Consider the following 19,569-nt stretch of genomic DNA (forward strand, 5'->3'; position numbering starts at 1 on the left):
CCATCCGGACGGCGCAGGGAAGATCTTTTGTTGCGAACGCTCAGCGCGTCTCGCGGTGCAGGGTGTGCTTCCCGTCGCGGGGGCAGAACTTCTTCAGCTCAATCCGGTCCGGGTCGTTACGCCGGTTCTTCTTGGTGATGTAGTTCCGGTCCTTGCACTCCGTGCACGCCAGGGTGATCTTCGGACGGACGTCGGTCGCCTTGGCCACGGCGGGGTGCCTTCCTGCTAACGGGGTTCTAACTGACGACGAACCAGCGTAGACGCTTGGTGGGTCGTTCTGCAAAGTGGCACCCCGGGTGGGGTCCACGGAAAGTAGCGGTGGCCGGACTTGAACCGGCGACACAGCGATTATGAGCCGCTTGCTCTGCCATCTGAGCTACACCGCCGAGCCAGGCTCAAGTCCGACGCCAGGCAGGGCGGGAACGAACCCGGTAGAGCCCCCTTACGGAATCGAACCGTAGACCTTCTCCTTACCATGGAGACGCTCTGCCGACTGAGCTAAGGGGGCTTGCGCTTGCGATCTCTCGCTCGTGCAGAAGTAAGACTACACGGCCGGTTCGCGGGCGTGAAATCAGTACCCCCTTTCCCGTGAAAGCGCAGGTCAGATGACCGCCCGGAGCCTGCGGACCTCGCCGGTGGGAGTGGACTCCGGCTCGGTTTGAGCGCTCAGCCAGGCCTCCAACCGCTCGTACGGCAGGGGGCGGCTGAAGAGGTAGCCCTGGCCGATCTCGCAGCCCATCTCCTCGAGCAGGTCGAGAGTGAGCTCGCTCTCCACACCCTCGGCGACCACGGTGAGGCCGAACTCACGGGACAGGCCAATCACCGCCCGGACGATGGCGAGATCACCCGAGTCGGTCGCCATGCCCTGCACGAAGCTGTCGTCGATCTTCACCTCGTGCACCGGCCACTGCCGCAGATAGGCCAGGGAGGACGCGCCCGTACCGAAATCGTCGACGCTGAGCCGCACGCCCAGGTCCCGCAGCCGGTAGAGGGTGGGCAGCACGCGCTCGATGTCGCTGAGCATGCCCGGCTCGGAGATCTCGAAGGTGAGCTGGCCGGGGCCGACCTGATGCTCGGTCAGCAACTCCTCGACCAGGTCCGGGAAGCGGGAGTCGAGCAGGGTCCGCGCGGACAGGTTGACCGCGACCGAGAGCGGCCGGTCGGCGGCCGCCCACTCCCGGCACCGGCGCAGGCCGGCGGTGAGCACCACCTCGGTGAGCCGGGCGAGCTGGCCGGTGTGCTCGGCGACCGCCACGAAGTCCTCCGGCGCCACCTCGCCGTGCGCCGGGTGCACCCAGCGGGCCAGGCACTCGACGCCCAGCACGTGCCGGTCGGCCAGTGTGACCTTGGGCTGGAAGTAGACCTCCAGCTGCCCGTTGTCGAGGGCCCGTCGCAGGTCCGCGGCGATGCCGAGACGGCGCACCGCCCGGGACTCCAGGGCGGGGTGGAAGGGCTGCACACCGTACGGCAGGACCTTGGCCGCGTTGGCGGCCAGCTCGGCCCGCTGCAGCAGGGTTTCCGGGTCGCTGCCGTGGTCGGGATAGACCGAGACGCCGACCGCGGTGTCCACGTCGAGGGTGAGTGAGCCCACCGCCATCGGGCCGCGCAGGCGCTCGCGCATCCGGGTGGCGATCTCGATCGTCGTCTCGATGCTCGCGGCGCGCAGGGTGACCACGAACTCGTCGCCACCGATCCGGCCGACCAGGGCGCCCGAACCGGCGATCGCGCGCAGCCGGGCGGACACCTCGGCGAGCAGCTTGTCGCCCGCCGCGTGCCCCATCGACTCGTTCACGTTCCGCTGGCCGTCGACGTCGAACAGCATCACCGCGACGACCTCGCCCTCGGCCCGGACGGTCATCGACTCGGCGAGCGCGTCGATGATCCGCCGCCGGTTCGGCATGCCGGTGAGGCGGTCGTGGTACGCGTCGTGGCGCAGCCGGTCGACCAGGCGGGAGTTCTCCACCGCCACCGCGACGTGGGCCGCGATCGTCTCCAGGACCTGCACGTCACTGTCGCGGAAGGTGCGGTTCTCCCCCACCCGGTTGATCACTTCGAGGGTGCCGATCGTCGTCTGCCCGGAGCGCAGCGGGACCAGCAGCACGTCTTTGACCCGCGCGGTCCGCAGATGCTCGCGCAGGTGCTCGGTGTCGGAGAAGTGGGCGCCGACCGCGACCGGGGACTGCTGCTTGACCGTGAACTCCCGGATCGGGCCGGGCACCGGCGAGACGTCGAGCAGGCCCTTGTTGTCCACCTGGGCGGTGAGCAGCACCTCCGGGTACCGCCCCTGCGGGGCCAGCCAGAGCGTCGCGTACTCCGAGCGCATGAGGGAGCGGACCCGATCGAGCAGGACGTCGGGCAGCGCGTTGTTCGACCCGACGTCGCGGACCGCCTGGGTCAGCTCGTAGACGTCGGCGAGCGTGCGGTGCTGCCGGAAGAAGCCGGCGAAGGAGCGCAGAACCAGTATCAACGAGACGACCAGGACCGCCAGCAGCGCCGCGGACCACTTGGTCTCCTCGAGCGCGATCACGAACAGCAGGCCGACCGCCACGTTGATCCCGGCGATGACCTGGTTCGACACGCTCGCCCGCAGCACGTCGGCCCCGGCGCGCCGGCCGTTGACCACGCCGATCACGCTGGCCAGGCAGGCCACCTGCATCAGCACGTTGACCGCGACGGCCACGAAGATGACGCCCCACGTGCCCGGGCCGGTGCCGTGGATGTCCGGAAGCGCCTCGACGACCAGCAGCGAGACGCCGATCGAGGCGGCCACCTCGGCGACGTTGAACCAGAGCTTGACCGGCGGGATCGACGAGGAGAGCTGCCGGGCCAGCAGCGCGCCGGTGACCACCAGCATGGTCATCACCGGCGGCAGATAGAAGATCGCCAGGACCAGTGGCACCTCGGTGACGCTGACCTCGAACGCGCTGCGCCGGATGACGATGTTGAACGTCGCCAGCTGCGCGACGACGTAGAGCGCGAGGATGAGGATGCCGAGCGGCCAGGACTCATACCAGTCCGGCTCGACGCGCCACAGGGCGACCGTGCAGACCACGGCCAGAAGAGCCAGCGGGCCGGTGATCAGCCAGGCATAGTCAGCGGAACGCCGCCGCGCGGGTGGACGGCCGGCCATAGCGCTCCTTGTCCGCCGGCGTAGGAACGGCCTCCTGCCGTCTGGCAATCAGTTCCAGGTGAAGTCGAGGGTGGCGTAGACAGCCGCGGACGGGCGCGAGGCGTCGGCATGCCCGACCGCACCGAACCCACTGAACACAGCGGCGACCACAAAAACCAAACCGACGAAGCGGCCCAGCTTTCCTGCAGACATGATGCGCTCCAGTGTGCGAGTGGATGTCCGGATCGGTCCCCTGATGTTGCCACACCTGTTGTGCGACTGGGGATGTCCGACGGCGGGTCGAACCGCGGCTTCGTCAAACAATGGCCGAACGGCTGAGTCCCGGGGCCATCTCCACGCCCAAGAATTGAGAGCTTTCTGCCTGATTTAGCCGGAGAAGTGAGGGCAATTCACGCTCAAGCTGTCATGCGAGCTTGACGTCAAGCCAACCTGACGACACAGTGCCTGCATGACGATCCCGGAGGAACTGGAGCGACGGCACACCCTCGCCACCGCCACCGCCCGATACAACGAACTGCGCATGCGGGATGCCGTCACGAACGTCAGCCCCGACACCGGCACGCCCCAGCTGAACCTCGCGGAGATCCTGGAGATGCTGGCGCTCGGCGAGGTGATGATCCGCAAGGTCGGTTACGGCCGGCAGGCCATGGTGCGCTCGGCACGGCTCGCCGGCGCCTCCTGGACGCAGATCGGGGCAGCCCTCGGCAGCAGCAAACAGGCAGCCTGGGAGGCACACCAGCGCTGGATCGACGACCAGGCGCGCGAGAACGGCTGAGAATCAGTCGCCGGTGGCGGCCGGGCGGTCGGTGTGGCTGTACTGCGACCAGGAACCGGCGTAGAGCCGGCCGGCACCCAGACCGGCGTGCTCCAGGGCGATCAGGTTGTGGCAGGCGGTCACCCCGGAACCGCAGTAGGAGATGACCTCCGTCGTACCGTCGGCGCCGACCGCGGCGAACCGCTCGCGCAACTGCTCGACCGGCAGGAAACGGCCGTCGGCGTCCACGTTCTCCCGGCAGGGCAGATTGCGGGCACCCGGAATGTGACCGGGACGCGGGTCGACCGGCTCGGCATCACCCCGGAACCGGGCAGGATCACGGGCGTCCAGCACCACCGCGGGGCCGTTCGCCGCCTCCTCCAGCGAGGCCAGCCGGTCGGCGGGCCAGTCGCGGGCGGTGAACGAGACCGGTGGGCGCACCGGCACCTCGGTGGTCAACTCCCCGGCGAAAGCGGTCAGGCCACCGTCCAGCAGGGCGGCGTCGTGTCCGATCGCCCGGAGCATCCACACCAGCCTCGCGGCGACCACTCCGCCCGCGTCGTCGTACGCAATCACCGGGGTTTGATCGTCGATGCCGGCCGCGGCCATCGCGGCCGCGAAAACCTCCGGAGCCGGCAGCGGATGCCGGCCCTCGGCCGGCGACGCCGGGCGGGCCAGCGCGGTGTCCAGGTCGATGAAGACGGCGCCGGGCAGATGACCCTCCTGGTACGCGGCGCGGCCCGAACGATCGTCGAGGTACCACCGGACGTCGGCCAGGACCGCGTCACCGTGAGCGCGCACCCACTGCTCGTCCACCACCGGATCGATCATCGAAGCTCCCTCGCGCAGGTTCCGCCCCGACGGTACGCCGGATCACTCGTCGTCGCGCCGGCGGCCGCGCGGCCGGAACCGCACCACGGCGACCCCGACCAGCGCGACAGCAAGAACGGCGGTGGCCTGCCCGGAACGCGCGCCGGGCAGCCGGGCGCCCGCCACGAAAAGCAGCACAGCCAGCCCGAACAGCAGGTGATAGCAGCCGGCCTCCCGGGCCGAACGGAACGAGCGCTCGATCAGAGCGGGTGCGCGGCGCCGGAGCAGGATCCGCGCACCGAACGCCACCAGCGCCAGCCCCAGCAAGCCGCCCAGCACCGCGGTACCCATCGCCCCAGTCTGCGGTGCGCACGACCGGGGCGAGCGGCAATCGGCGATCAGCGGTAGTTCGTGAACTGCAGGGCGACGCCGAAGTCCTCCTGCTTGAGCAGGGCGATGACCGCCTGCAGATCGTCACGCTTCTTGCCGGTGACCCGCAGCTGGTCACCCTGGATCTGCGCCTGCACGCCCTTCGGGCCCTCGTCGCGGATCTTCTTGCTGATCGCCTTCGCCTTGTCGGTCTCGATGCCCTCGACGACCTTCAGGTCGATCTTGTAGGTCTTGCCGGACTGGCGCGGCTCCCCCGCGTCCAGGGACTTCAGCGAGATGTTGCGCTTGACCAGCTTCTCCTTGAAGACGTCGAGCGCGGCGGTGGCGCGCTCCTCGGTCTCCGAAGTGATGGTGAACGCCTCCCCCGACTTGGCGAGAGCGGTGCCCGTGCCCCGGAAGTCGAACCGGGTGCTCAGCTCCTTCTCCGCCTGGTGGAAAGCGTTGTCGACCTCCTGCCGGTCGACCTTGCTCACGATGTCGAACGACGGGTTGGCTGCCATGATCAGACTCCTGCGGCTGGGCTCGAATCGATGTTTACTGCGGGACGGTCAAGCCCCGCGACATGCCGACCGTACCCGGTTGCGGAGGCGGTTCGCGGTACGGCTATTCTGATGTCCGCTGCCGCGGGAGACTGCGGTGGTTGCCCAGGCGGGTTGCCCGAGCGGCCAATGGGAGCGGACTGTAAATCCGTCGCGAAAGCTACAGAGGTTCGAATCCTCTACCCGCCACCACAGGCACAAAGAAGCCCCTCACCTGCTGAAACAGCGGGGAGGGGCTTCTCTCGTTGGTCCCACTGGGTCTCACCCGGGACCGCTCGATCTCGCTGGTCGTGTCGTATACGTGTCGGCGACCCGCCAGCCATCGGGGCACGTCGCATCATGATCGTCCGAATTGCCTGCTCAACCTCGGCGCGCCTCGCGACCGCAGATTGCACTGCGGGTTAACGTGCCTCCTGCATCGCTGTATATGCCGCGCCCTCCGCAGGGTCTCGGTGTACTCCGCGCGGTTCACCGATCCGTGTGTTCCGGGGATCCGGCCCGTCCGGAAACTCCAAAGGAGTGCAGCGTGGGCAGTGATGCGCAGGACGACCAACCGCGCCATCAGGAAGACCAGAACGAGGCGACCAAGCAGCGCCTGCCGGATGAACTTTGGCAGATCGCTCTTGGCGTAGCCGAACTCGGCGCCCTCTACTTCTCCCATAAGGGGAACGAGGGCGCAGCGCACTCAGCGCAGGCCCTCGCTCTAGTGATTCAGGTGTTGCGTCCCAAACGCTAGCGGCTGGTCGTCGGAGGGGTCGTGGTGGCTGCCACGGCCCCTCACTGCTACTTAGCCAGCCTCGGCTCCGCAGTACATCACCGAGTTACCCCGACTTAGTACCGCGTCTGCGTCAGCCATGACGCAGACGATAGCCGTTAGGGCCTATCGACTGCACGCGAACACGCGCGAAGGGTGGCGACAAATGGCAACAGGCGGCAAGAGATGGCAACCGGCGGCAACGGCGTCGCGGACCAGCTTCGCAACTCACGATCCCAAGGCTGCCTCTACTCGCGCACGCGAAGCCTCATCTTGACCATAGATGCACTTCGCGTACACCCGCATGAGTACATGCACGCTGTGACCTGCCCACTCTGCGACCTGCGTCGCGGGAACGCCTGCGTTTAGCCAGAGCGATACGGCAGCGTGCCGCAGGTCGTAGGGACGCTTCGCCAGCGGGGACCGGAGTTGCGCGGGCGTGAGTGCGGCCTCCCGCGCGTCGCGCCACGCCTTGCCGTAGGAGTTGCTCGGGATGGGCTGGCCGAGCGTCGGCACGTAGCGACCGCCGGGGCCGCGCCGGGTGACGAACAGCCTGCCATCGGACGCAGGCTTGTACTCGGCGATGTGGTGGTCGAGCAGGACGCAGAGCGGCGGCGGCGCAGGCACCGGCCGTGTCGCGCTCTTCGCGCGGTGTTTGAGTCCGCGTCGCTCGATCGTGCCGTCTTCGTCGCCCCATCCGTGCCCGACCGCGACGGTAGAGCCGGTGAGGTGGAGAACACCCCACCCGCCCTCGACCTTGGGTCGTTCGTACTCGTCCGCCCGGAGGTTCAGTACCTCCTCGGGGCGCAATGCGGCGTAGTACATGCACCCGAAGAAGGCGACCAGTTCGGGCGCGCGTTCGCGGACGGCGGCGAGCAGCGCGCGAGCTTGCGCCGGGTTGACCACCGCCTTGCGGTCGACCTCGTCGTCATGCTTCGGGGCGATCCAGCTCACGAGCGACAGCGGGTGGACCTCCAGTAGCCGCAGCTCGACCGCGTATTTGAGCGCGCCGGAGAAGACCGCGCGCTTGCGGGCGATGGTGCTCGGGGATGCCGCGCCGCCGTCCTTCATGCGGAGCGCGATGGTGTCGAGAGCCTTCCTGATGAGGGCGGCGTCGGTGAGGGCAGACAGGTCGACGGTGTTGGACTCCAGCCACCGGACGGTGGTCGCCAATTCGGCCGGCGGATCCCCGGCATCACGGCGGGCCTTGTTGAACGACCAGCCGTAGAGGGCGGCGCGAATGGCCTTGTCGCTCGGCACTCCCCTGTTGGTCGACAGGAGCGCGGGCGTGACAGTGGCCAGTGCCTCGGCGATGCCCTTGCGGTGCTTGGCCGAGGCGCGCGGCCACTTGACGTCGACGTAGGCGATCGCGTGGTCGTACCACGAACGGGCGTTGCGGGCGCGAGCCATCGGCTCGGGCAGGCCGCACGCCTCGTCGAACGCGACGCCTTCCCGCTGGGCGACGACCAGCTTCGACCGGAAGCTGTCGGCCAGCGCCCGAGTGGCGAACGTGTCCCGGAACGGCTTCCCAGCAACGACCCACCGGACGGTGTAGGAAGCGCCCTTGGCGAGCTTGTTGACCAGCACGCTGTGGACGCGGACATCGAAGGTGCTCATGCGGCTTGCGGCTCCTCACGGCTCGACAGCCAAGCGTCGAAGTCAGTGCGACGGATGCGGAGCTGCCCGTTCGGCAGCTTGTAGGTGCGAGGTGCCTCGCCGAGGGCTTTCCAGCGGAAGAAGGTCGACTTGGGCACGTCCAGTTCGGCGAGGAAGTCAGCAAGGGTCAGGAAGTTGCGAGCCATCGGGGTCCGGCCTCCCTTGGCGAGGTGCGGGGCGGGGCGCTGAGTCATGCGGAGAGGGGCATTCGGGTGCGGATGCGTTTCGACTCAGGTGCGGCGGCCCGCGTCGGGAGAAAGCCGTAGGGCGGCCCGCTGAGAGCCACGCTGATCCAAGATCTGCCGTGTCCCGGTACCTTCGTATGCGTCTGGGCTGAAACAGGCGTATAGCTCCCTGTTTCAGCATGTTCGGCCGCATCATGGCCACAGTCCGGGTGTCCTCGCGCTGTCCCCCTCGTTTGCCCTACTCAGCGCGCTTTGCGGGACACCGGGGACAGCGGGGACACCAGGGACGCGGTACCGGCCGCCGGTGTCGGCGGCGAGTTGCCCGTCGGCGAGCATCCGCTGACAAGTGCGCTTGACGTTGTCGTAGGCGAGGCCGACCCCGGCGGCGATGACCTTCGGCGTGCTGCCCGGCATGGTCCGCAGGAAGCGCAGGATCGTCGCGCGAGTCTCGCCGACCTGGTGGTCCTCGGCCGGGCCGTCGAGCATCTGCCAGGCACCGGCGGCCGGATCGAAGCTCAGCGCGTACTCGTTTTCATCGACGTCGCGGCCGGTCACATGCAGCACGCCGTCACCCTGGTTGCGTGCCCGCTTGAGCACGAGGGTGGCGTCGGCGGCACCGGCGAGCCCGTTGGTTCCGGAGACCTCGGTAAGGAAGTCGTCGGATCCGGCCTTGCGGACGTGGTGGACCAGGACGAACGCGACGCCGTAGTCGTCGGCGACCTTCTTCGCCCGGCCGACGGCGGCGTAGTCCGCGTCGTAGGCCGATGCGCCGGGAGCGGAGTTGCCGCGCAGCTTGGCGAACACGTCGATGATGACCATGCGGGCGTCAGCGTGGCGGTCGAGCCACGCAGCGATGGCCTGATCGCCGCCCTGCGGCAGCGGCGGGCACTCGGTCGCCAGGGTGAGCCCGGCCGGGGCCTTGCGGGTGCCGAGGACCTTGGACAGCCGCGACTGCAACCGCCGGGCGGTGTCCTCCAGGGCGAGATACAGCACCGGGCCGCGCTCGACCGGGATCGAGCCGAACGCCTTGCCGCCGAGCGAGACGTCGACGCCGAGGCCGAGCGACATCCACGACTTGCCGACCTTGGGGGGACCGCACAGGAGGTTGACACCCTCAGACAGCACACCGGGCACGGCCCACTTGGGCGGGGCGAACTCCATCGCCATGATGTCGGCGGCAGTCCACGAGGTCCGGATCCGGGTAGGCCGCTCCTGCTCTCCCGACAGGACCTCGGCGGCGTCGTCCGGCCCGGCGATGTGCAGGTTCGGCCGGTCGGGCTGGTCGGCCGGCACGCGGCTCACGCGGCCACCGTCCGAGGGCGGCGGGCACCGGCGGCGAGGCCGGACCGGATGGTGCGGGCCGTCTCGAAGCGCGTGAGGCCGATGGACAGTGCGACCTCGGTCAGCAGCGTCTCGGCCTGGCCGGCGGGCAGCGCTCCCCCGGCGGCGAGCTGGCCGAGGGCAACCGCGGAGACGTAGAGCGTGTGGTTGCGCTCGCCCTCAGCAGCGTGCCGGAGGTGGTCGAGCTGGCGGTTGATCGCGGCGTCCAGGTAGGCACCGGCCCGGCCGCCGGGCAGGTCGACGACGACCGGGCGTTGCGGCGGCAGAGGGGCGGGGGTAAGCCGGTCGGCGAGCCAGCCGGGCAGGTCGGCGACCGGCAGGTCACAGGCGGTGGTATAGGCGAGTCCAACGACAGTGGATCCGGCGGCGACGACGTAGCCGCCGTGGGCGCGGGTGTCGATCAGCCAGCCGAGGCCGTTGCCCCGGTCGCCGGAGGTGTTGCGCAAGCCCGGGCCGATCGCCGGGTGCCGGAAGTAGAGGTGAAGTCCGCCCCGGCCGGTGCGCACGGTGTAGGTCTCGAACGGGAACGGCTGTCCTACCGTGCGGCATAGGTCGTCGAGGACCTGGCCGCCGTGGTCGACGCCCTTGCCGAGCCATGCTGCCGGGATGTCCTGCCAGGGCTTGAGGGCGTCCAGGTCGACGACGACCAGCCGGGACGGGCCGCAGGCGATGCCGACGCCGTATGGCGTGCTGGCCCAGCCTCGGCAGATCCGGTCGGGGTCGGTGGTGGCGCGGGCTTCCCAGCCGGTGTGCCCGTTGTGGCAGCGCGGATCGGTGCCGGTGCAGGCGTCGGCGGGGTGGTCGGGGAAGGCGGGCCGCTTATCGTCGGGGCGCAGGGGGAAGACGTGCCAGCCGCGCGCGGCGGCGGCGAGGGCCGTCTCGCGCAGGGTTGCGATGTCGGGCATGGTGTTCGGCCTCCTGTTGTCGGGTGTGGACGGGTGGGCCTTGCGGTGCTTGTCGTGGGCGCAGGCGGCGCAGTACCGGGGCTTCTCCCACCGGGCGACGTGCAACGGCTGGCCGGACAAGGTGTCCTCGGCGGCGACGGTGCGGTCGCAGATGTGCGGGTAGGTGCCGCTGGTCGGCACGAGGTGACCGAGGGCCTTGCTCGCGCCGATCCAGTGCTCGCCGCTCATGTCAGGCGGCCTTCCGGCCGATCGCGCGCTGCCGATTGCGGCCGGGCAGCCTGATCAGCCGGGCGGCGACCTCGATCAGCAGTTCGCGCATGATTTCCAGGCAGAGGACGAGCTGCGCGCGGGCCACCTGGTCGTTGGGGTGTAGCGGGATCCGGGCGCGGATTTCGGCGTACTCGCGGTTGCCTGCGCGCACGCGGGTGATCCAGGCCCGGCCGCCGATCTCGTCGGCGGTGATGTCCGGGCTGCGGTGCTCCTCGATCCCGCATCGGTGATCGCGGGTGCACCACGTCGTGTGCGGCGTCTCGGCCCGTTGGAGGCGGGCCATCGTGCGGGCCTTCACCGGGTGCCCTTGTCGTGCAGCTCGCGCAGGGTGTTGATGATGCGGCGGCCGATGCGCAGACGGCGGCCGTCGCCGTGGCAGCGACGGCAAAGGCCGAACGCGCGGCCGAACGGGGAGCGGCGCTTGCCGGTGCCGGAGCACTTGCGGCAGGCTCCGAACGGCCAGAGCCAGCAGCCGAGGCCGTAACAGAGGGTGGCGATCAAGGCGGCGAGGATCAGGACGCCGATCATCGTGGTCTCGGGGGTTGCGGTCGCGGCGAGGGCAGGCACAGCAAGCCTCCAGGGGCGGTTTTTGGGTGTGAAGGGTTGGCGGCGCAACCCGCGACCGGTCAATGTCTGCGCTGACCAGGCCGGTCGCGGGTTGAGTCGCGGTGACGCGACCGGTCGCGGGCGAGCCGCGACCGGCTAGGCGGCCTTGCGGCGGGCGATCGCGGCGTCGATGTCGTCGGCCTTGGCTCCCTTGAGGGCCTTGCCGGACCGCTTGACGTCTACGCTGCGTACACCGAACGACCGGACCTGAGCTGAGATCGATTCGGCGGTGATGTCCGCGTACGCCTCGGGGAGACGGTCGGCGAGGCGGGCGGCGATCTCTTCCCACTGCGCGCCGGTCTCGCCGCGCTCGATCACGGAGCGGACGTCGGCGAGCACGTCGCGGATCTCGCGGGCGATGTCCTCGCCTGCGGCCATGCCGGACAGCGTGCCGGCCGCTTCGCGCAGCTTGCGGGCCTCGATCAGGATCTTCTCGGCGTCGTCGATATCGGCGAAGTACGTGCGCACGGTCGGAGTGGCGTCCGATGCGCCGCGCAGGATGCCGACGCCCTTGTAGCTGGGCAGCAGTGTCGACGAGTCGTAGCCCTCGGAGTTCGCGCCCGCGCCGAGGACCAGGTCGGAGACGTTCCACGAGCCGGTACGCAGGGAGAACCGGACCTGGTGGTTGTCGCGGAAGCTGATGAACTGCGAGGCCACCTGCCCGCCGCCGACCCCGCTGGGTCGCTGGGTGGCGTCGACGAAGATGACCCCGGCGGCCGGGGCAACCTTGACCAGGTAGACCAGCAGGGACGCGATCTCCTTGGACACGTCGCCGAGGTCGAAGTACTCCTGGAACTCGTCCATCAGCACAATCCGCACCGGCATCCGGTACTTCGGGTCCCGGGCGATCTCACGGGTCAGCTTGCCCTCGGGGCAGACGTCGACCGGCAGCTTGGACAGCCGCTCGTAGCGGTCCTGCACATCGGCCTTGATCTCGCGCAGGGCCTCGACCACGATCTCGGCGGGGTCGCCGTCGCGGGTCATCGCCAGGCCGAACGCGCACCGGTCGGCGACCAGGGCGAACCTGCGCCAGTCCGGCTTGCCGCCGCCGTCGAACACGGTCAGCTTCACGTACGGATCCAGCGCGGCGTACAGGCCGAGCAGCCGGGCCGCGAACGTCTTGCCCTGCCGGGGCTGCGCGCCGATCAGGATGCTGTTCCACATCAGATCGACGGCGACCTTGTTGCCGCGCTCGTCCAACCCGAACGGAGCGGGCTTCCAAATGTCGGTGGGCTTGCACCGCAGCAGCGGCGTACGTCCGGCACCCTGCGCGAGCGGATCCCGGTCGGCGACCCACAGGACATGCCGCCGGTGGCTGCTGGGGTCGCGGGTGATGAACACCTGCGACATCGCCACGTCCAGGCCCGAGGCGATCGCGCCGCGTGCCTTGACCGCGTCGTCGAACGTCTTGCCGTACGGCAGATCGATCGACACCTGAGAGCCGGTACCGGACGCGTCGCGGGCCATCGTCGAGCCGAAGCTGATCTGCTGGTGCGGCTTGTCCGGGTGGCCGAGACCGGCGGCGTAGTAGGCGCGCAAGATGATGTCCGGGTTCACCCGGCGGAAGCGGCCCGAGACGGTGGCCGGGGTGATGATGCGCCGGTCCTCGGGGCGGCCGATGTGCGCCAGGAACGCCACGACCAGGGCGACGGCGAGCACCAGCGCCCATGTTGGGGCGGTGGCGTAAGCGATCGGGCCGCCGATGCCGAGGGCGAGCAGCTCGCCGCCGAGGACCAGACCGCGCCACATGCGGGTGGCCTTGACCTCGCGGTGCAGCTTGAGCCACATGCCGGGGTCGTTGTCGTCGGCAGCCTTCTGCCGCAGGCCGTACTGCTCCGACACCCACCACCACTTGAGCTGACGGCCGATCAGCCGGAACACACCGATCACGGCCCAAAACGAAGCCAGCAGCGTGTACCAGGGGGTACGCAGGGCGTGGAACCCGGCGCGGTAGGCGGTCAGGGCGGCGGCCTGCGCGAGGCTGTGCCGGATGTTCGGCCACGTCGACCAGTTGGCCGGCACGATGGGCCGCTTGCCCGAGGCGTCGACCGGCGGCGCTTCGACCGGCATCCCGCCGCGCTGCGGAGCCTCGTCAAGGTTGACCTCGAAGTGCGTGCCCGCCTCGGCCCGGCGGGTGCGCTCGGCGTCCAGGTCGACCACGTTGGCGACGTCGGCCTCGGCGGCGGTCCAGTCGAAGTTCTCGGGGTTCGGGTTGGGCGTGTTCACGACGTGTCCTCCGGTCTCAGGCGGCGCGAGTGTTGGGCGTCTTGCAGTCCGGGCACCAGGCCGGGACCGGGGCGTTGCCGTGCAAGGTGACCTGGCAGCCGCACGAGAGCAGGACCCAACGGGCGGCGAGGATGACGCGAGGCATGGAGTGCGAGAGCATGAAGATCTCCCTCGGAGGTCCTTCGGGACTGATGGGTAGAAGACCGGCGGCGCGGCGCGAGGTTGGTAGCCGGAGGGCCGCGCCGCCGGGCGGAATCACTGCGGGACGGTGTCGCCGGGCAGGGCGTAGAGGAAGCCGAACAGCGACTGCTGTAGCGCGACCAGGTCGCCGCCGGTCTCCGGGCGGTCGTAGCCGTGCCGCTCCAGCACCTTCACGACGTCGAACAACAGGCCGTAGGTGAACCGGGCATCGTCGTCCGGGGCGGGCATCGGGTAGATCCGGTCGGTGGTCATGACGTACTCCTTCGAGTGGTCGATCAGGCGGCGATCAGAGCGGGCGTTTCCGCAGGAACCGGGGCAGACGGTGACGCATCAGTGACGCGCCGAGCGGGCAAGTGACGCCGCGCAGTGGAGACGGACACACCGGCCTTGGCGGCGATCTCGGCGACCGTCGCGCCGGGCAGCTTGGCGGCGGCCTTGGCAACCTTCTCGGCCGACGCAGGACGCGGCGTGACGCGCTTCGCGGGCATCTTCTTGACCGCCGGTACAGGGGTGGAATCGGCAACCGCAACCGGCGCGGCGGGTGCCTCGGAAGCGGTCACCTCGGCGGCGGCCGGGGCGGATTCGACGACCGGCGCAGGCTCGGCGGCATCGGTTCGGGTGCGAATCCGACCGCCGATCTCGACCAGGCTGATCGAGGCGACCACGATGAGGCCGTCAACGCTGAACGGCAGCAGGTAGGCCGATGAGTCGGCCTCGCCGTAGCGGGTGGCGACGCCGACCATGTGCCAATACGAAACCCATGCGGCGATACCCGCGATGACGGCGGTGGCACCCAGCCGGACGGCCGACAGGGCACCGCGCCGAGACGGAATCCGGGAGATCAGCTCGACCGCGAGCAGCAGTGCCACCGGCGACCACGCGGAAATCGCCTGGCTGATCACGTTGTCGGCAGCGTGCAGCACGTTGCCCGCCAGCGAGGCGGCAATGCCAAGGGCGAACACGGCCCGAACACCCCACCCGATGCGCTTGAGGCGTTTGAGGTCCTGGCCCATCACGCGACCGCCTTCCGGCTGGCGGGACGTCCGGCCAGCTCAGCGGCGACACGGGTCACGCGAGCCTCGGCCCGGCGCAGGCGACGCCAGTCCAGCGACGACGGGCGGCCGTGGTCGGCGGCGTTCATCCAGGCAATCTCGGCGTCGAGCAGGGAGAGTTCTGCCTCGATCAGCGGCCACTCGGCCTCGATCGCGGACAGGTCGGCCGCCGTCGGCTCGCCGAAGTCGATCGATACGGGGATCACTTGAACACCTCCGTGAAGCGAAACTGTGTTGCGCAACAAGGTATCGCAACGAATCAACGGAGCGCAACAGAGTTGCGCTACCCTCTTCGTGTGACTGATGCGCGGGCGGATCTAGAGGCCGCTACCAGGCAATATCGAAAGACGGCCGCCGATCACGAGACGGCACGTGATGAGGTACTCCAGGCCGTTCTCGCAGCACTGCGCGCCGGAGTAACGCCCGTGGAAGTCGAGCGGCTGTCGCCGTTCACCGGGGCCTACATCCGCAGAGTCGCAAGGGAGAACGGCATCCCCCCAGCAGCGCCGGGACCGAAGAAATCCTGACCGCCGCATACGCCCCTCACCACCTCCCGACCTGCGTCTTTCCGTACTCACAAGTCAACTCCAGGCAGCCGTGATCGACCATGAACCGACACTGAACCGAACCTGCACTGGGGAAGCAGTCAGGGGCACCATCAGATCGTCGTCCGTCGTTAGGATTCGAAGCGTTCCCGACCACACGGGGAGGACACGCGATGATCGTCGTCACGACCTGGAAGGGGCGAAATGCCGAAGCGCTTCGGCTCGCCCTCCGATTGAGCTGCGACGATTTCGCCAATCGCCTCGGCGTCTCTCCGCGTGGCGTGGCGAAGTGGGCAGCGAAGCCCGACGCCGCTCTCTCGCTCCAGTCTCACCAGTTGCTCGACCATGTCCTGAGGGAGGTCGACGACGAGGTGCGAGCCCGGTACGTGCAGATGGTCACGGACCTGGAGACAACCGAGGCGGCGGATGCCGAACCGACAACAACATCCGTAGTCGTGCCGGCCGATCGGGGCCTCGACCTTCCGGCTCCGACCCCCGAAATACTCGCCTCGCTACAAGCCGGACTCCATCACCACTACACGTCCGACAACCTGCTCGGCCCGCGCGCCCTTTTGCCCACCATCACCGCTCACGCCAATGCCATTGAGCGACTCGCCAGGCAGGCCAGCGGAACCGTCTTGGACGAACTACTCAAGGTAGGGGCGGGATACGCGGAATTCGCTGGTTGGCTGTTCCAGGATTCAGGCGACGCGAGTAAGGCAAGAGAGTGGTATCTACAAGCGCTCGAATGGTCGGAGGCGGGAGGTGACGAACGGATGGCAGCATTTGTTCTTACCCGCAGGGCCGTTCAAGCGATTTCCACCCGGAGCGGCGCACAGGCAGCAAAGCTTGCCCGGGCAGCACAACGAAATTTCGCTCCCGAGACGGCGCGCGTACGCACCCTCGCCGCGCAGACTGAGGCTCTCGGTTATGCCGTTCACGGGCTGGCTGGCGACTGCGATCAGGCCCTCGACCAAGCCGAACGCATTCTGGCCGAGAGTGGTGGGGTACCGCTCGATGGCGATCCGTCCGATGGACGCTATTGCGACATGCGGCTCTATCTCGATATCACCAGGGCAAAATGCCATCTAGAGCTACGCCGGGCGACAGAGGCTGTCAGTTCATTTCAGACGGTCCTGGAAACTCTCCCTCGGAGCTATCACCGCGATCGTGGACAGTACCTCGCAAGGCTGGCGCAGGCTTACGTACTGGCCGAATCCCCGGACGAGGCATGCAGCCAAGCTTCCGAGGCATTGCCCATTGCGGTAGCGACCGGATCATCTCGTACGATCGGCGAGCTACAGACCCTCCACCGGGACCTGCTACGCCGCTGGCCCACTCATCCGGCGGTTGCCCACTTCAGTGCGCAACTCGCTTCCCTCGCGTGACGGAGGTTCAGTCCGTTGTTCGCCCTCACCACTGACGCCGCACCGGGTCGCCCCAACGAAGACTTCGTGATCGCAACGACGGATATCGCCGTCGTGGTGGACGGTGCTGGCGTTCCGTACGGCGGGTGTCATCACGGCGTGGCCTGGTACGCGCAGCAGCTCGGAACCCAAACGATCGCGTCCCTTGTCGCCAGTCCGGGCCTGCCGTTGACCGAGGGCCTCGCGGCCGGCATCGCTGCCGTGGCGGCATCGCATCGTGACACCTGCGACCTGAGCAATCCTGGAACGCCCTGCGCGGCCGTCGGAATCCTCAGGATCGGCGCTACGACTGTCGACACACTGGCGCTCTCCGATGTGAGTGTCGTGGTCGATCTCGGTGCGCCTGAACCGTCGGTTACCTGCGACCTCTCCATCGAAGAGATCAGCGGCACAGAACCAGATGCGGTGGTCGGAATGAGGTTTGGTACGCCCGAGCACATGGCAGCACTTGCCGCACTCGTCGCCCGCCAAACCCAGACGCGAAACCAGGTTGATGGATGGTGGGTGGCTGCGGCCGACCCTGCCGCAGCAGAGCACGCGCAGACAGCTACGTACCCCCGGGATGCCCTACGGCGCGCCAGCGTCTTCTCAGACGGCGCGACGCGGCCAGCCGACCAGATGGGCCTCTACGGATGGCCGGAGTACCTCGACCTCCTCGACAAGCTGTCCCCTGATGGCTTGATCGCGCACGTGCGGTCCATCGAGTCGGAAGACCCGGATGGTGATCGCTATCCCCGGACAAAGCGTCATGACGACGCCACGATTGCTCAGTGGACGTTGACCGCTACCGGCATCTGACTGCCCCTGGCGTCCCCCGTGTCCCCCATGTCCCCTGAGGCAGAATGACCTGCTAAAACCCCGGGGACACTGTAGGCGACGGGTGTCCCCGACTGGCTGAGACGCTGGGTGTTCACTGGCCTGACCGCTTTCCCGAGGGATCGGGCACTTCCTGGGCGATGATGCGTCGGACGGCCTCGTCCCGCTCGGCGGCCTGGCGACGTTCGGCGTCCCGCCAGGCACGGGCTACGTCGACACGGCGGCGGTAGAGCAGGCAGCGCAAGACGTCAATGAACAACTCCGGCCCTCCCCCTGCGGGGTGGCGACCTGAACAGATGCCCAACGGGGTGCGCGGGCCGCCACGTGGGACGGCGGCTAGCCAGTCAGTTCATGACGCTGGACCTGCTCGCCGCCGCCAGTCACAGACGCTACGAACGGCGGCGTCATGCGTGGTGCGGTTACGCACCAAGGGGGGTGGTCAGTCAGCCACGCCCATACGTTCGCATAGGCCCTGCATCGGCGAGGCGCGGCGGGCCTTGTGCAGCAGCGCGCGTGCCGTTTCTCGCGCAGCAGCCGACGACCGGGTGTGCTGCGGCGCCACTCGCTCGGCAGTCAGCAGCATCCGAACAGCCTCGTCGTCGCGGTGCACGTCGGCCAGGGCGCGAGCAAGGTCGGTGTAGAGATACACCGTGCGTACGGCTGGCAGCATGGCCGCGTCGAAACCGGCGGCAGTCTCGACAGCCTCGCCGGAACGGCCAGTGTCGATCTGGTGGGCAATGGTCCAGAGCGCTACGTTGCGCGGACCCCATTGCAGATCCCACGCCTCCGTCTCGCCCGTCCGGTCGGCCAGCCGGGCGGCCTCGGCCAGATGCTCGGCCGCGCCGGCCTCGTCACGCAGGCCCGTCGCGTGATGGGCGCGAGCCAGGTGAGTGAAGCCGAGCACGTCCAGCGCAGCCGGGGCATCCGGGTGCCGTTCCAACTCGTCGGCGGCCCGCTGCACTGCGGATCGGGCAGGCCCGTACGCACCAGTGTGCGCCGACACCCGGCCCCGGTTCACGGCAGCCACGGCGAGCGCGGCGGGGTCGTTCAAGCGCTGGGCGGCCTCTGTACACCGCTGAGCGGCCAGCAGCGCATATGCGGGATGGCCGAGGTTGAGCAGCGCACCCATGCCGACGCCGTACACCTGCACAGCGGCGGTCAGCGCCTCAGCCGCGTCAGGGCCGTAGGCACTGGTGTGCAGCATCGGGATCAGGTCGACGAGTCGTGCCAGCGCGCCCGCATAGTCGGTGCGGGCGTAGAGATCGCGGACTAGCTCGGACTCCCGCACCAGGTCACCGGCGGCCGGTCGACCGGCGGAAGGCGGCTCGTCAAGCGGCAACGCCATCATCGTCTGCCAGAGCCGTTCGGCGGCGATGTGCGCGGCCTCAAGCTGTCGGTCAGCCGGTGTGTATGGCTGCCCGGTGAGGTCGGTGATCGAGCACCCCAGCGCGGCGGCGATATCCGCGACCATGTAGCGATCGCTGCGCAGCTCTCCGCGCTCGATCCGGGACCAGGTGGTGTGAGCGACCCCGGCCCGGCTGGCAGCGTGGCGAATACTCCAGCCGCGCAACTCACGGCGGGCCTGGATGCGCTCGCCGATTGACGGGTCGATCGGAATAGCTCGGCGCGGCATCGTCGCTCCCTGCTTGCGGTCAGGGCAGGCGACCGGCCGCAAACCCGGCCGCCGTAGTCGACGGTACGCGACATGTGAAGGGCTCCCAACCGAGCGACCGGTATCACACGCGAGTTTCGTCGACGCGCGTACGCAGAACGACCGTCTCCATTGGGCAGGGACCTGACACGATCCTGCGTGTGAGACGCCGTAGCACGCGAGTACGGGTCATGAACGGGGCCGACGCCACCCGGCCTGGTTGGCGCCGGGCTCGCGCGGAAAATGCCCGTCGCGACTCCAATGAATTCCCTGGAAGGGCGTGCCGCCCGGGCCGCGCCCTTCCAGGCCTG

The 19,569-nt window shown here is 68.8% G+C and carries 22 protein-coding genes and 3 tRNA genes; 5 read left to right on the forward strand and 20 right to left on the reverse strand.

Annotation, left to right across the window (positions count from 1 at the left end; all coding sequences use genetic code 11):
• Positions 1–40: 40 nt before the first annotated feature.
• The 5 genes from rpmG to AB0F81_RS11570 form a co-directional block, all read right to left on the reverse strand.
• Positions 41–208, reverse strand: a complete 168-nt coding sequence (gene rpmG / locus AB0F81_RS11550) for a 50S ribosomal protein L33 (protein WP_014440704.1) — start codon at positions 206–208, stop codon at positions 41–43.
• A 105-nt stretch (positions 209–313) separates the two neighbouring features.
• A tRNA-Met gene (locus AB0F81_RS11555) sits at positions 314–386 on the reverse strand.
• 49 nt (positions 387–435) lie between these two features.
• Positions 436–508: transfer RNA gene (locus AB0F81_RS11560), tRNA-Thr, on the reverse strand.
• A gap of 93 nt (positions 509–601) precedes the next feature.
• On the reverse strand, positions 602–3,130 hold the full coding sequence (locus AB0F81_RS11565; protein WP_360194746.1) for a bifunctional diguanylate cyclase/phosphodiesterase: 2,529 nt from the start codon (positions 3,128–3,130) through the stop codon (positions 602–604).
• A gap of 48 nt (positions 3,131–3,178) precedes the next feature.
• A complete protein-coding gene (locus AB0F81_RS11570; protein WP_360194749.1) occupies positions 3,179–3,322 on the reverse strand; it encodes a hypothetical protein in 144 nt (47 codons plus the stop codon).
• Positions 3,323–3,578: 256 nt separating this feature from the next.
• Here AB0F81_RS11570 and AB0F81_RS11575 point away from each other — a divergent pair, with 256 nt between their 5' ends.
• Positions 3,579–3,905 (forward strand): hypothetical protein, encoded by a 327-nt coding sequence (locus AB0F81_RS11575; RefSeq protein ID WP_360194752.1) that lies wholly within the window; start codon positions 3,579–3,581, stop codon positions 3,903–3,905.
• 3 nt (positions 3,906–3,908) lie between these two features.
• Here AB0F81_RS11575 and AB0F81_RS11580 read toward each other — a convergent pair whose 3' ends face one another.
• The 3 genes from AB0F81_RS11580 to AB0F81_RS11590 are packed head-to-tail and all read right to left on the reverse strand — an operon-like array spanning position 3,909 to position 5,584.
• Complete coding sequence (locus AB0F81_RS11580; protein WP_360194755.1) at positions 3,909–4,715, reverse strand: sulfurtransferase; 807 nt, start codon at positions 4,713–4,715, stop codon at positions 3,909–3,911.
• Between the two features lie 42 nt (positions 4,716–4,757).
• Positions 4,758–5,045 (reverse strand): hypothetical protein, encoded by a 288-nt coding sequence (locus AB0F81_RS11585; protein WP_360194758.1) that lies wholly within the window; start codon positions 5,043–5,045, stop codon positions 4,758–4,760.
• Between the two features lie 47 nt (positions 5,046–5,092).
• The gene (locus AB0F81_RS11590; RefSeq protein ID WP_360194760.1) at positions 5,093–5,584 is read right to left on the reverse strand and encodes a YajQ family cyclic di-GMP-binding protein; all 492 of its coding nucleotides are present in this window, start codon (positions 5,582–5,584) and stop codon (positions 5,093–5,095) included.
• 147 nt (positions 5,585–5,731) lie between these two features.
• Here AB0F81_RS11590 and AB0F81_RS11595 point away from each other — a divergent pair.
• Positions 5,732–5,815 (forward strand) — tRNA-Tyr (locus tag AB0F81_RS11595).
• Between the two features lie 334 nt (positions 5,816–6,149).
• Positions 6,150–6,359 carry a hypothetical protein gene (locus tag AB0F81_RS11600; RefSeq protein ID WP_360194763.1) on the forward strand — a complete coding sequence of 70 codons (210 nt, stop codon included), beginning with the start codon at positions 6,150–6,152 and terminating at the stop codon, positions 6,357–6,359.
• A 246-nt stretch (positions 6,360–6,605) separates the two neighbouring features.
• On the opposite strand, the gene AB0F81_RS11605 is transcribed toward AB0F81_RS11600, so the two are convergent.
• From AB0F81_RS11605 to AB0F81_RS11655, 11 genes are all read right to left on the reverse strand, one after another.
• The gene (locus tag AB0F81_RS11605; RefSeq protein ID WP_360194766.1) at positions 6,606–7,994 is read right to left on the reverse strand and encodes an integrase; all 1,389 of its coding nucleotides are present in this window, start codon (positions 7,992–7,994) and stop codon (positions 6,606–6,608) included.
• The gene (locus AB0F81_RS11610) at positions 7,991–8,179 is read right to left on the reverse strand and encodes an excisionase (RefSeq protein WP_097322800.1); all 189 of its coding nucleotides are present in this window, start codon (positions 8,177–8,179) and stop codon (positions 7,991–7,993) included. The genes AB0F81_RS11605 and AB0F81_RS11610 overlap by 4 nt, the downstream gene beginning before the upstream one ends.
• Positions 8,180–8,410: 231 nt before the next feature.
• The gene (locus tag AB0F81_RS11615) at positions 8,411–9,511 is read right to left on the reverse strand and encodes an AAA family ATPase (RefSeq protein WP_360194863.1); all 1,101 of its coding nucleotides are present in this window, start codon (positions 9,509–9,511) and stop codon (positions 8,411–8,413) included.
• A 5-nt stretch (positions 9,512–9,516) separates the two neighbouring features.
• On the reverse strand, positions 9,517–10,692 hold the full coding sequence (locus AB0F81_RS11620) for a bifunctional DNA primase/polymerase (RefSeq protein WP_360194769.1): 1,176 nt from the start codon (positions 10,690–10,692) through the stop codon (positions 9,517–9,519).
• Position 10,693: 1 nt separating this feature from the next.
• A complete protein-coding gene (locus tag AB0F81_RS11625; RefSeq protein ID WP_360194772.1) occupies positions 10,694–11,017 on the reverse strand; it encodes a hypothetical protein in 324 nt (107 codons plus the stop codon).
• A gap of 11 nt (positions 11,018–11,028) precedes the next feature.
• The gene (locus AB0F81_RS11630; protein ID WP_360194775.1) at positions 11,029–11,301 is read right to left on the reverse strand and encodes a hypothetical protein; all 273 of its coding nucleotides are present in this window, start codon (positions 11,299–11,301) and stop codon (positions 11,029–11,031) included.
• Positions 11,302–11,436: 135 nt separating this feature from the next.
• Entirely contained in the window at positions 11,437–13,566 is a 2,130-nt protein-coding gene (locus AB0F81_RS11635) for a cell division protein FtsK (protein WP_360194778.1), read from the reverse strand.
• A gap of 16 nt (positions 13,567–13,582) precedes the next feature.
• The gene (locus AB0F81_RS11640) at positions 13,583–13,726 is read right to left on the reverse strand and encodes a hypothetical protein (protein WP_360194781.1); all 144 of its coding nucleotides are present in this window, start codon (positions 13,724–13,726) and stop codon (positions 13,583–13,585) included.
• A 95-nt stretch (positions 13,727–13,821) separates the two neighbouring features.
• Positions 13,822–14,019, reverse strand: coding sequence for a hypothetical protein (locus AB0F81_RS11645; RefSeq protein WP_360194784.1), 198 nt, complete (start codon positions 14,017–14,019; stop codon positions 13,822–13,824).
• A gap of 23 nt (positions 14,020–14,042) precedes the next feature.
• The gene (locus AB0F81_RS11650; protein ID WP_360194865.1) at positions 14,043–14,780 is read right to left on the reverse strand and encodes a DUF2637 domain-containing protein; all 738 of its coding nucleotides are present in this window, start codon (positions 14,778–14,780) and stop codon (positions 14,043–14,045) included.
• A complete protein-coding gene (locus AB0F81_RS11655) occupies positions 14,780–15,025 on the reverse strand; it encodes a DUF6284 family protein (protein ID WP_360194786.1) in 246 nt (81 codons plus the stop codon). The genes AB0F81_RS11650 and AB0F81_RS11655 overlap by 1 nt, the downstream gene beginning before the upstream one ends.
• A 512-nt stretch (positions 15,026–15,537) precedes the next feature.
• Between AB0F81_RS11655 and AB0F81_RS11660 the strand changes: the two genes are divergently transcribed.
• Both AB0F81_RS11660 and AB0F81_RS11665 read left to right on the forward strand, forming a co-directional pair.
• A complete protein-coding gene (locus AB0F81_RS11660; RefSeq protein ID WP_360194789.1) occupies positions 15,538–16,752 on the forward strand; it encodes a hypothetical protein in 1,215 nt (404 codons plus the stop codon).
• Between the two features lie 15 nt (positions 16,753–16,767).
• Positions 16,768–17,589: a hypothetical protein gene (locus tag AB0F81_RS11665; protein WP_360194791.1), complete on the forward strand. Its 822-nt coding sequence runs from the start codon at positions 16,768–16,770 to the stop codon at positions 17,587–17,589.
• A gap of 457 nt (positions 17,590–18,046) precedes the next feature.
• Here the strand turns inward: AB0F81_RS11665 and AB0F81_RS11670 are convergent, their stop codons facing one another.
• Complete coding sequence (locus AB0F81_RS11670; RefSeq protein ID WP_360194868.1) at positions 18,047–19,207, reverse strand: helix-turn-helix transcriptional regulator; 1,161 nt, start codon at positions 19,205–19,207, stop codon at positions 18,047–18,049.
• Positions 19,208–19,569 lie beyond the last annotated feature (362 nt).

Source organism: Actinoplanes sp. NPDC024001 (assembly GCF_040638955.1).
GTDB lineage: Bacteria > Actinomycetota > Actinomycetes > Mycobacteriales > Micromonosporaceae > Actinoplanes.

What these genes read in the sequence shown, in the direction of transcription:
- AB0F81_RS11565 (WP_360194746.1), bottom strand. Translation starts at nt 3,130, where the DNA reads ATGGCCGGCCGTCCACCCGCGCGGCGGCGTTCCGCTGACTATGCCTGG.
- AB0F81_RS11570 (WP_360194749.1), bottom strand. Translation starts at nt 3,322, where the DNA reads ATGTCTGCAGGAAAGCTGGGCCGCTTCGTCGGTTTGGTTTTTGTGGTC.
- AB0F81_RS11575 (WP_360194752.1), top strand. Translation starts at nt 3,579, where the DNA reads ATGACGATCCCGGAGGAACTGGAGCGACGGCACACCCTCGCCACCGCC.
- AB0F81_RS11580 (WP_360194755.1), bottom strand. Translation starts at nt 4,715, where the DNA reads ATGATCGATCCGGTGGTGGACGAGCAGTGGGTGCGCGCTCACGGTGAC.
- AB0F81_RS11585 (WP_360194758.1), bottom strand. Translation starts at nt 5,045, where the DNA reads ATGGGTACCGCGGTGCTGGGCGGCTTGCTGGGGCTGGCGCTGGTGGCG.
- AB0F81_RS11590 (WP_360194760.1), bottom strand. Translation starts at nt 5,584, where the DNA reads ATGGCAGCCAACCCGTCGTTCGACATCGTGAGCAAGGTCGACCGGCAG.
- AB0F81_RS11605 (WP_360194766.1), bottom strand. Translation starts at nt 7,994, where the DNA reads ATGAGCACCTTCGATGTCCGCGTCCACAGCGTGCTGGTCAACAAGCTC.
- AB0F81_RS11610 (WP_097322800.1), bottom strand. Translation starts at nt 8,179, where the DNA reads ATGGCTCGCAACTTCCTGACCCTTGCTGACTTCCTCGCCGAACTGGAC.
- AB0F81_RS11620 (WP_360194769.1), bottom strand. Translation starts at nt 10,692, where the DNA reads ATGAGCGGCGAGCACTGGATCGGCGCGAGCAAGGCCCTCGGTCACCTC.
- AB0F81_RS11625 (WP_360194772.1), bottom strand. Translation starts at nt 11,017, where the DNA reads ATGGCCCGCCTCCAACGGGCCGAGACGCCGCACACGACGTGGTGCACC.
- AB0F81_RS11640 (WP_360194781.1), bottom strand. Translation starts at nt 13,726, where the DNA reads ATGCTCTCGCACTCCATGCCTCGCGTCATCCTCGCCGCCCGTTGGGTC.
- AB0F81_RS11645 (WP_360194784.1), bottom strand. Translation starts at nt 14,019, where the DNA reads ATGACCACCGACCGGATCTACCCGATGCCCGCCCCGGACGACGATGCC.
- AB0F81_RS11650 (WP_360194865.1), bottom strand. Translation starts at nt 14,780, where the DNA reads ATGGGCCAGGACCTCAAACGCCTCAAGCGCATCGGGTGGGGTGTTCGG.
- AB0F81_RS11660 (WP_360194789.1), top strand. Translation starts at nt 15,538, where the DNA reads ATGATCGTCGTCACGACCTGGAAGGGGCGAAATGCCGAAGCGCTTCGG.